The following is a 9,340-nucleotide window of genomic DNA, read 5'->3' as shown; positions in this document are numbered from 1 at the left end:
GCGCGGTTCGCGGGGAGCGGCCTTCTTGGCCATCGCCTTCCCAGCTGCCGCCTTCGTCGACGTCGTTTTCTCCGAGGTCCACGAAGTCGGGGTCCTCCAGGCGGTCGGTACTCATCCGCAGCACTCCCAGGCGTTCCCGGCCGCTCCAGGCCAACTTGGTCACCGCGACCCGCGAGGACCGCTCCAAAGCCCGCCGCAGCAGCGCGTACGGCCCCACGGCCACCTGCCCGAGTGAAGACGCACCGAATGATCCTCGGTCGCACTGACCACGTGAACCGGCACCGTGACCAGCCCGGGATCGCACCCGCCCAAATGCTCCGCGGCATCACAGACCTCCATGAGAGGTCCCGAGCCCCCTCAGCCTACGATCCGCCTACGATCCGCCCCACGGCCCGGCATGCCCGTCACCCGGCAAGCGCATCCTCCACCGTCGGCCGGACGTCCAAGACGGCGTCCGCTCCCGTCAGCTCCAGCACTCTCGCAAGCGCCGGCGCGGGCCTGGCCACCCGCAGCACGGCCATCCGATGAACGTGCAGCAGCAGGTTCAGCACCGTGGAATCCGCGAAGGTGAGGCCGGCGGCATCCACCACCACCTTGGAGTGGGTCCGGGCTCCGGCCACCAGCGCCGCCGACAGTACCGGGGCCGAGTTCAGGTCCAAGGCGCCGACGACGGTCACCACCCACGCGTCGCCCTGTTCGCGTTGCATGACGTGCGGCAGCGCGCCCGCCTGCGTCGTGGTCGGATCCGACGGCCTCTCCTCGCCGCCACTCACGGAAGTCATGGCGGTGAGTATGCCGTGAAGATCGCACCCACGCGAGAGACCGACGCAGGGCGAACACCGCGCACACCTGGCCGGACAAGTGAGCGGGGGAGCGCCGGGCTGCGTGTCTGCCCGGTCCGGTGCGCGCGGCCTCGCCGACGCGCGCAACGCGAACACCCCGCGCCGCAGCCCGTCGCCCTCCCAACCCGCACCTACTCAGGTCACCATCGATACCAGCGGCCGCGGCCGCCGCCGGCGGAGGTGGAACGCATCACAAACCCCAGCAGCCACAGCACCAGCACGGCCAGGGCCACCCACCACAGAATCTTGACGGCGAAACCCGCGCCGAAAAGGATCACCGCGAGAAGAAGAACGAGAAGCAAAGGAACCATAGTTATCAACCTCCTGCGCCACCGTCTGCCCTGCACATGCGCCTCCATTCCCAGGAGCCGCCTTGTTTGTGAAGGGAAAGCCGGGGCACCAGCGGGTCTACCGCGATTGCGGCACCAGAGCTACGAGGAGGCGCATTCCATGACTGCCGGCGAGAAGGCCAAGGCGAAGATCGAGCAGGCCGAAGGCAAGGCCAAGGAGGCGCTGGGCAACGCTCTCGGGAATGACCGCATGGTCGCCGAGGGCCAGACGCAGAAGAGCGTCGGCGATGCCCGTGAGGCGAAGGAGAAGGCCAAGGACGCCTTCAAGCACTGACGTCCCGCACTCGTCGAGGGCCTTCCCGGAACACATCCGGGGAGGCCCTCGCCTTGTTACCGAGCAGGGCCGGACTCAGGGCTGGGTGGCGGCGTAGCTGTCGGGGTGCAGTGGGAAGATCTGGTCCAGACCGACGATGCGCAGGACACGCAGGGTAGGGGCGGGGACTGCCGCGAGGGCGATCTCCGCCTGGGCGGCGTGGGCGTGGTTGCGGGCTGCGATCAGGGCGGTGAGGCCGCTGGAGTCGCAGAAGTCCATGCCGGCCAGGTCCAGGACGAGGCGCTGGCCCGGCTGGAGGGTGAGGCTGGTGAGCAGGTCGCGTAGTTCGGGTGCGGTGGTGTGGTCGAGGTCGCCGGAAATCTCCAGTACGGGACCGGTGGTGGCGTCTCGGGTAGTGATCTTCAGCGGGCTCATCATGGTTTCGTCTGGGAATCAGTCGTCCGGGGATCAAGGGGCGGTGGCAGCGAGGGCGAGGAGGGCGGTGTCGTCGTCGAGGCCGTCTCCGAAGCCGTGCAGCAGGCCGGTCAGGGCCTTGATCAGGGCGTGCGGCGGGCGGCCGGCGTGCTCGGCGGCGAAGGCGAGCAGGGCCTCGTCCCCGAACAGGGTGGTGCGGTCCTTGCCGGTACGGGCTTCGGTGATGCCGTCGGTGTAGAGCAGCAGCGTGTCACCGGGGGCGAGCACGGTGGTGGCGGTGGCGAAGCGCGCGGAGGGCAGGATGCCGACCAGGAGTCCGCCCGGGGTGGGCAGGAAGTCGGCGGTGCCGTCCTTGCGGACGACGAGGACCGGTGGGTGCCCGCCCGAGGCGAGCAGGACCGTGACGTTCCCCGTTGCAGGGTCGGGTTCGAGGGTGCCGAATACGGCAGTGCAGTAGCGCGGGTCGCCGCTGCCCGCGTAGCGCTCGTGGAGTGCGGTGTTGAGGGTCGTCAGGGCGGCGACGGGATCGGGGTCGTGCAGGGCGGCGGCGCGCAGGGTGTAGCGGGTCAATGAGGTGAGCGCTGCTGCCTGGGGGCCTTTGCCGCAGACGTCGCCGAGGAAGAAGGCGAAGCGTTTGCCGTCGAGGGGGAAGACGTCGTAGAAGTCGCCGCCGAGCCGGTCGGGATGGGCGGTGTGGTAGTAGGCGGCCGTCTCCATGCCGGTGACCGGCGGGAGAGTGTCGGGCAGCAGGGACTGCTGGAGCGCGGCCAGGGCGTCCTGCAGCCGGGCGCGGTCGGCCTCTGCCTGCTTGCGTGCTTCCTCGGCCGCCTTCCGGCCGCGCAGGAGTTCCTCCTCGTAGGCGCGGCGGTCCCGGGCGTCGAACACCGTGGTGCGGATGAGCAGTGGCTCGCCGCTGCTGCCGTGCTTGACCACGGAGGAGACCAGCACCGGCATGCGTCCGCCGTCGGCTTGTTTGATCTCCAGGGCGATACCGCTGATCTCGCTCTGCATGCGCAGCAGCGGGGCGAAGTGCGTCTCGTGGTACAGCTTGCCGCCCACGGTCAGCAGATCGGTGAACCGTGTCCGGCCCACCACTGCCTCACGCGGCAGGCCGAGCCAGTCCAGCAGGGTGGTGTTGATTTTCGCGATGGTGCCGTCCATCAGCGTGGACAGGTACCCGCAGGGCGCGGACTCGTACAGGTCCTCGGCGCTGTCCTCCAGCAGTGCGGCGAAGGCCGCCGCCTCCGTTACGCCGTCATCGGCGTCGTGCGGATCGGGCGGATGCCCGGTGCTGCACATCATCGCAAGCCCGCCAGGAAGGTGCGGATGGCTTCGTTGGTGGCCTCGGGTGCGGACAGATGCGGGCAGTGCCCGGTCGCATCGAGAGTCACCAGGGTCGAGCCGGGAATCGCCTGGTGGACGAAAGCGCCGACCTCCCGGGGGGCGATGACGTCCTGGGTGCAGTCCAGAACCAGCGTCGGCACCCGCACGCCCTTCAGACAGTCCCTGGAGTCCGACAGGAAGGTGGTGCGGGCGAAGACGCGCGCCATGTCCGGGTCGGTGGCGCAGAAGCTGTTCGTCAGCTCCTCCCCCAGCTCGGGCCGTTCCCCATTTCCCATGATCACCGGGGCCATCGCCGCCGACCAGCCCAGATAATTCGACTCGAGCGAGGCCAGCAGCTCGTCGATGTCCTCGGCGCTGAACCCGCCCCGGTAGCCGTCGTCATCGATGTACCGCGGCGACGGGGCGACCATCACCATGGCCCCGATCCGCTCCGGCGCCATCTCCGCGGCCAGAACCCCGATCATCGCGCTGACCGAGTGCCCCACGAACACCGCATCGCCCAGCTCGAACGCTTCACACACCTCCACCACGTCCCGGGCGTACCCGTGCAGCGAGGTGTAACGATCCTCCGAGAAGGCGGACGGATCCGCGCGTCCGGAACCCACGTAGTCGAACAGCACCACCCTGTAGTCCTCCGCCAGAGCAGGCACCGTCAGCCGCCACATGTTCTGATCGCAGCCGAAGCCGTGCGCCAGCACCACCGTCCGCCCCTGCGGGTTGCCGACGACACTGACGTTGTTCCTGCGGCCGATATCCATTCGGTCAGTCTTGCAGCCCCTCACTTATCGGCAGGTCACGACAGGGGGCTCACTCCCCCGGCCTACACGCCGCCTCTACAAACACCGCCGACCAACTTCTCCCGGACCACCGCATTTCGGAACGCTCACTCAGCATGAACGGTGACGCAGCTCATGCGACGACCGATCTCCGTGGGCACCGTTTCCGTGCCGACGGGGCGGGAAGCACACCGTGCGTGGCCGATGGTCGGTTGGCAGATGCTGAGCCCGTCGCCGCCGGCCTCGGCCGCCGGGCGGGACGACGTCATCCGGTCCGCTCCCTCTGCTCAAGGAGATGGCCGGTCTCCGGCCGGGACGGCGTTCCTCTCTGTTCCTTGCGGCCGGCCATCACGCTGTTCCTTGCGGCCGGCCATCACGCGCCCTCTCACCGTCAGCGGGATTCTCGAAGTGGTCACGGTCACCAGCATCGGACCCGCACCGATCAGCTGAGAGCGGTGGGCGCCATGACCAACTCGACAGCGGGTAGGCGAATCCGAGATAACAACAGTCTGCGATAAGACGGCAAGGACCCCACAGAAAGAGTTCTATGGTCACCCCGCTGAAGAACCGGACACCGGACGAACAGGGACCTGCGGCGCCGCTGCGGTACAACGCCTCCTGGGACACAACGGGCATATCGATCGCTGAGGCCCGAGCTGCCGTACGCACGCTACTGGCCCGAGCAGGCCACGACCCCCATCACCGGTCAAGCCAGGACGCTCAGCTCATCGTCAGCGAGCTGGTCACCAACGCGGTGCGACACGCACACGGCCCCGGCGCACTGGCATGCGAGGTGACCCCGGACGCCGCCCTGCTCCGTATCAGCGTGAGGGACAGTTCTCCCCACCTTCCCGAGCTGCGAGCACACGACGCCCGGCGCATCGGCGGACACGGCCTGCACCTGGTCCACCGGCTCTGCGACGATCTGCACATCACCGCCCTGGACACCGGCAAGCAGATCGTCGCTCACCTCCGCCTTCCCAAGCCCGCCGACTAGACGGCGTCTGCAACAACAGCGCATCCCGACGCACCCCTGCGAGTCGCCGACCCCGGACCGACGGCATACCGCTCTCGGCGCGCAGCTCAGTGACCGGTAAGCATGCCGTCCCGCAGCCGGGCCAGGCAGCGCGAGAGCAGTCGGGAGACGTGCATCTGGGAGACCCCCAGGCGTTCACCGATCTGGGCCTGCGTGAGTTCCTCCACGAACCGCATGTGGATGATCTGCCGTTCACGCTCGTCGAGTTCGGCGATCAGCGGAGCCAACGCGTGGAAGTCCTCCACCAACTCCAAGGCGGCGTCCTCGGCGCCGATGAAGTCCTGCAGCGCGGATTCGCCCTCTTCATTGCCGCTGAGCGTGGCGTCCAGGGAGGAGGAGTTGTAGCCGTTGGCGGCCAGCCGGGCCTCACGGACCTCGTCCTCGGGCAGACTCATCAGCTCCGACAGCTCCTTGACCGTCGGAGTACGGCCCAGACGACTGCGCAGCTCCTCCGTTGCCCGCGCGAGCTGCACGCGGGCCTCCTGCAGGCGGCGCGGCACGTGCACCGCCCACGTGGTGTCGCGGAAGAACCGCTTGATCTCCCCCACGATGTAAGGGATGGCGAAGGAGGTGAACTCCGCCTCCCGCGACAGGTCGAAGCGGTCGATCGCCTTGATCAGGCCGATCATGCCGACCTGGACGATGTCCTCCATCTCCTCCGGCCCCCGGCTGCGGAACCGGCCGGCCGCGAAGCGCACCAGAGACATGTTCATCTCGATCAGCGTGTTCCGTGCGTAGCTGTGGGCGGGCGTGCCCTCCTCCAGCACCGCCAGCTGGTCGAAGAAGGCCTTGGACAGCTCGCGGGCATCCTTCGGCGCCACCCGTGACGGATCGGCAACCTCCGGCAGCACAAGCCCCTGCGTGCCCGCAACTGTCGCAGTCGTCAGCGCCATGACATGTCCCTCCCACTAGCGAAGCCAGCCGTCACCGTCAGCCCTTACGGCCGACGCCGCCGCGCGACTACCCCATCACCTTGGACCCATGCCTGCACCCGCACGAATGGCGGAGCGACGGGTGTGTTGCCGTTCGGTTGCTTGCCTGTCGCGGTGGCGACGTAGAGGGCCCGGCAGGTCTGGGTGGGGACGTCTTGGACGGTGCGCCGCAGTGGGACGGTGGAGATGAGCGAGGCGGTGAAGGCCGCGACGAGCGTGGTGGGCGTACCCAACGAGAAGCGTGCCACTGGTGGAGTGTCGGTGTTCGAGCGTTGCAGTATTCGCCCGCGCAGGGCGAGCAGCCCCGCACCCCGCCGGCCTGGTTACGTCAGCGGTGACAAGGTGTATAGCTCTCGCCCAACGAGAGGTGGACCAGCTGCGGGACGAACTCGGGGACGGCCTGAACGCGGGGCCGATCGCCCGCCGGCAAGCCCTGCGCATCCAGACCCTGGAGAAGACGATCCGCCGGCACGAGAACTCCCGGCACACCCCCGGCCAGGCCACGCCATGACCGGCCCGGCCGACTCCGGCCACGATGCCACGGCCGTCACGGCGCGCATGGCATCAGTGATCAGCACCGTGGCCGAAGCCGCCGGCTCCACGACGGCCCACTCCCCTGCGGACGCCGCCGAGATCCGGTGCGTCACCGACGCCATGACCCGCCTCCTGCTCGGCGTCCCACTGCGCTCCGACACCTTCAGGCCGGAGCGCTCAGCCGAGGACCGCCTCGCGCGCCGCGGCTCAGGCCGAGGGGAAACCGGCTGTCAGGCACGCCAACAGCTGGCTCGGCGCGTCTTCCTGGAGAAGGTGGCCGGCGCCCTCGATCCAGTGCAGCTCCGCGTGCGGAACGCGTGCGTGCAACCACTCGGCGTACCGCGGAGGAAGAATGCGGTCCTCGCGGCCCCAGATGAGCCGTACCGGAAGCGACATAGCGCCCAGCAAGTGCTCGTACGTGACCGTGTCCGCCTGCCTGATCTGGCTGTACTGACGGTAGAACGCCGCTTGCCCTGAGTCCCCTCGCCACGGCGCGAGGAACGCATCGAGAACTCCCGGCCGGAAGCCGACGTGCGTGGCGTGCCGCAGGTGGCTGGCGACCAGCGCTTCGTGCGCGTAACCCGGAAGCTTTTGGAAGACCTCCTCGTGCTCCAGGAAGAGCTGGAAGAGCCCTCGCTCCCACTCGCCACCGCTCACCGCGTCGAAGAGGGTCAGATCCTGGTAGCTCCTCTTCTCCAGCAGCAATGTCCGAAGCGCCACCGCCCCGCCGATGTCGTGGGCGACCACGCTGGGGTCGGACAGCTCCCAGTGGTCGAGGAGCCGGGCAAAGTTCCTCGCGTGAGCCGCCAGGCTGAGGTCCTGGCCCTCGCGTTGGTCCGACTGGCCGAAGCCGAGATGGTCGAAAAAGAAGACCTTGCGGGTGCGGGCGAGGGCCGGAGCGATGTCCCGCCAAAGAAAGGAAGAATACGGCGTGCCGTGCACCAGTACGATCGGGTCTCCGCGACCCAAGGTCCCCCATCGCACCACCCCTTCAGGCGTCTCAAATACCTCACCAAGCGTCCAGTCCATCACTGGCCTCCTCTCTCGCCTCATGAACGGCGCCTTCCACGGAGAGCGAGCCTCGATGCCTCATGAGCAGGAAGCGTCCGCATCTGTGGTCCCAGGGGGCACCAACACGCCCAAGGCCCCTGCCTGCCCCTGCCTGCCCCTGCGACTGGACGCCCACCGCGCGGGTGGCGTAACCGACCGCGCGCATCCGCTGCGGCGCGCGCGGCCGGTTCAGCCGGCCAGCTGTTGGAGCCATTCGCGCAGCAGAGCCGTCTCCGTGTCTCGCAGAGGTACCCCGGCGCCCGCGGCCGGGGGCTCGGTGGTGAGCGCGGTCTGAAGTGCGGCATCGAGGGCGAGTGCGCGCGAGGCCAGGTCCGACCCGGATGAGGCGGGCGGGTCGGTGGTGATGGAGGCGATGACGGTGTCCCGCAGCCGTGCCGAAGTGGCCAGGTCCCGCTCCGAGGACTCTTCGCCGATCAGCGCCAGCGTGGCGCCCGTTGTCGCCGCGTGGATGACGCGGGTCGCCTGCTCCACGGGAACCCGAAGGCGTCCGGCGTCGGCCGCCCGGCCCAGCAGTCTCACCAGCAGAGCGTGCGCCTCGTCCGCGGCCGGGGGCCGCCGCCCGGGCTGCACAGTGCCGTACATGAGCATGTAGAACGCGGGGTGCTGCACTCCGAAGTCGACGTGCAGGTCCCAGCCGCGGTAGAGATCGGCCACCGGGTCGTCGGGGGTCAGCGCCAGCGCCTCCCGCTTCTCGGCCAGATACATCTCGAACCCGTAGGCGGCCAGTTCGGCCAGGAGCCCGTCCTTGTCGTCGAACATCCGGTACAGCGCGGGGGCCGTGATGCCCGCGGCTGCGGCGACAGCGCGCGTGGAGACCGCCTCGCTGCCACCCTCCTCCAAAAGCTTGGCGGCCACCTGGAGCACCTGGCGCCGCGCGGCACGTCGTCCCTCGTTCATGGAACAACGATATCCCATCTTGCGTATCGCCGCCTTTCCAGTGCTACGGTTGAAAGCGGATCGGTGATCCATGCTGATGGTGGTCGGTGCCGGGCCGCTCCACCTGGGCATGCGCCGTACCTCGGCCGGCCGTCGGTCCCCCACGCGTGGAGCAGTGCGGCTGCCCGCCTCGGCGGGTGGCTCGTCGTCCGCCGGCACCACCATCGAACACGCCGCCATCGCGGCAGGAGAGGAACATCCATGTCCGATATCTCGATCGTCATCGCGTCGCATTCCGGCTACGGCCACACCGCGCAGATCGCCGCGGCCGTCGAGGACGGCGCGCACTCCATCGCCGGGGCGCAGGTCCACCGCGTGGACGTCGCCTCCCTCAGCGACGCCGACTGGGAACTGATGGACGCCGCGGACGCCATCATCTTCGGTACCCCCACCTACATGGGCACCGCGTCGGGGGCGTTCCATGCCTTCGCCGAGGCCAGCAGCAAGCGGTGGATGACCCGCGCCTGGAGCGACAAGCTCGCGGCGGGATTCACCAACTCCGGCTCCATGAGCGGCGACAAGCTGCACACCCTGCAGTACCTCTCGCTCCTGGCGGCCCAGCACGGGATGCTCTGGGTGAGCCTGAACCTCCTGCCGGGCTGGAACACCACCACCTCCAGCCCCCAGGACGACAACCGCCTCGGCTTCTACCTCGGCGCCGGCGCACAGAGCTTCAACGACACACCCGCCGTCCACGACGCAGACCTGAACACCGCCCGCCACCTCGGCCGACGCGTCGCCGAGCACACCCGCATCCACCGCGCCGGACTGACCGCCGCGACGCACTGACACAACGGTCCGCCAAGAATCACCCTTCAGCCTCTTTCAGAG

General features: G+C 68.9%; 12 protein-coding genes. 4 read left to right on the top strand and 8 right to left on the bottom strand.

The window, feature by feature from the left end:
* Window positions 1-404: 404 nt before the first annotated feature.
* Window positions 405-782, bottom strand: a complete 378-nt coding sequence (locus ACWDGI_RS13225) for an STAS domain-containing protein (protein ID WP_450758379.1) — start codon at window positions 780-782, stop codon at window positions 405-407.
* Between the two features lie 200 nt (window positions 783-982).
* Entirely contained in the window at window positions 983-1,153 is a 171-nt protein-coding gene (locus tag ACWDGI_RS13220; protein ID WP_345046227.1) for a hydrophobic protein, read from the bottom strand.
* A gap of 139 nt (window positions 1,154-1,292) precedes the next feature.
* Between ACWDGI_RS13220 and ACWDGI_RS13215 the strand changes: the two genes are divergently transcribed.
* The gene (locus tag ACWDGI_RS13215) at window positions 1,293-1,466 is read left to right on the top strand and encodes a CsbD family protein (protein WP_450758377.1); all 174 of its coding nucleotides are present in this window, start codon (window positions 1,293-1,295) and stop codon (window positions 1,464-1,466) included.
* Between the two features lie 75 nt (window positions 1,467-1,541).
* Here the strand turns inward: ACWDGI_RS13215 and ACWDGI_RS13210 are convergent, their stop codons facing one another.
* The 3 genes from ACWDGI_RS13210 to ACWDGI_RS13200 are packed head-to-tail and all read right to left on the bottom strand — an operon-like array spanning window position 1,542 to window position 3,982.
* The gene (locus tag ACWDGI_RS13210; RefSeq protein ID WP_450758507.1) at window positions 1,542-1,880 is read right to left on the bottom strand and encodes an STAS domain-containing protein; all 339 of its coding nucleotides are present in this window, start codon (window positions 1,878-1,880) and stop codon (window positions 1,542-1,544) included.
* Between the two features lie 33 nt (window positions 1,881-1,913).
* Entirely contained in the window at window positions 1,914-3,182 is a 1,269-nt protein-coding gene (locus ACWDGI_RS13205) for a PP2C family protein-serine/threonine phosphatase (protein WP_450758375.1), read from the bottom strand.
* Window positions 3,179-3,982 carry an alpha/beta fold hydrolase gene (locus tag ACWDGI_RS13200; RefSeq protein ID WP_450758373.1) on the bottom strand — a complete coding sequence of 268 codons (804 nt, stop codon included), beginning with the start codon at window positions 3,980-3,982 and terminating at the stop codon, window positions 3,179-3,181. The genes ACWDGI_RS13205 and ACWDGI_RS13200 overlap by 4 nt, the downstream gene beginning before the upstream one ends.
* Window positions 3,983-4,547: 565 nt before the next feature.
* On the opposite strand from ACWDGI_RS13200, the gene ACWDGI_RS13195 reads away from it, so the two are divergent.
* The gene (locus ACWDGI_RS13195; RefSeq protein WP_450758372.1) at window positions 4,548-4,997 is read left to right on the top strand and encodes an ATP-binding protein; all 450 of its coding nucleotides are present in this window, start codon (window positions 4,548-4,550) and stop codon (window positions 4,995-4,997) included.
* Between the two features lie 86 nt (window positions 4,998-5,083).
* Here ACWDGI_RS13195 and ACWDGI_RS13190 read toward each other — a convergent pair whose 3' ends face one another.
* The gene (locus tag ACWDGI_RS13190) at window positions 5,084-5,929 is read right to left on the bottom strand and encodes an RNA polymerase sigma factor SigF (protein WP_450758370.1); all 846 of its coding nucleotides are present in this window, start codon (window positions 5,927-5,929) and stop codon (window positions 5,084-5,086) included.
* Window positions 5,930-6,335: 406 nt separating this feature from the next.
* On the opposite strand from ACWDGI_RS13190, the gene ACWDGI_RS13185 reads away from it, so the two are divergent.
* A complete protein-coding gene (locus ACWDGI_RS13185) occupies window positions 6,336-6,479 on the top strand; it encodes a hypothetical protein (RefSeq protein WP_450758368.1) in 144 nt (47 codons plus the stop codon).
* Between the two features lie 230 nt (window positions 6,480-6,709).
* Here ACWDGI_RS13185 and ACWDGI_RS13180 read toward each other — a convergent pair whose 3' ends face one another.
* Complete coding sequence (locus tag ACWDGI_RS13180) at window positions 6,710-7,531, bottom strand: alpha/beta fold hydrolase (RefSeq protein WP_450758366.1); 822 nt, start codon at window positions 7,529-7,531, stop codon at window positions 6,710-6,712.
* Window positions 7,532-7,741: 210 nt separating this feature from the next.
* Window positions 7,742-8,470 carry a TetR/AcrR family transcriptional regulator gene (locus ACWDGI_RS13175; RefSeq protein WP_450758364.1) on the bottom strand — a complete coding sequence of 243 codons (729 nt, stop codon included), beginning with the start codon at window positions 8,468-8,470 and terminating at the stop codon, window positions 7,742-7,744.
* Window positions 8,471-8,710: 240 nt separating this feature from the next.
* Between ACWDGI_RS13175 and ACWDGI_RS13170 the strand changes: the two genes are divergently transcribed.
* The gene (locus tag ACWDGI_RS13170) at window positions 8,711-9,298 is read left to right on the top strand and encodes a flavodoxin family protein (RefSeq protein ID WP_450758362.1); all 588 of its coding nucleotides are present in this window, start codon (window positions 8,711-8,713) and stop codon (window positions 9,296-9,298) included.
* The last annotated feature ends 42 nt before the right edge of the window (window positions 9,299-9,340 follow it).

This window comes from Streptomyces sp. NPDC001220 (assembly GCF_053597895.1).
This window is presented reverse-complemented; position numbering and strand designations above follow the sequence as displayed.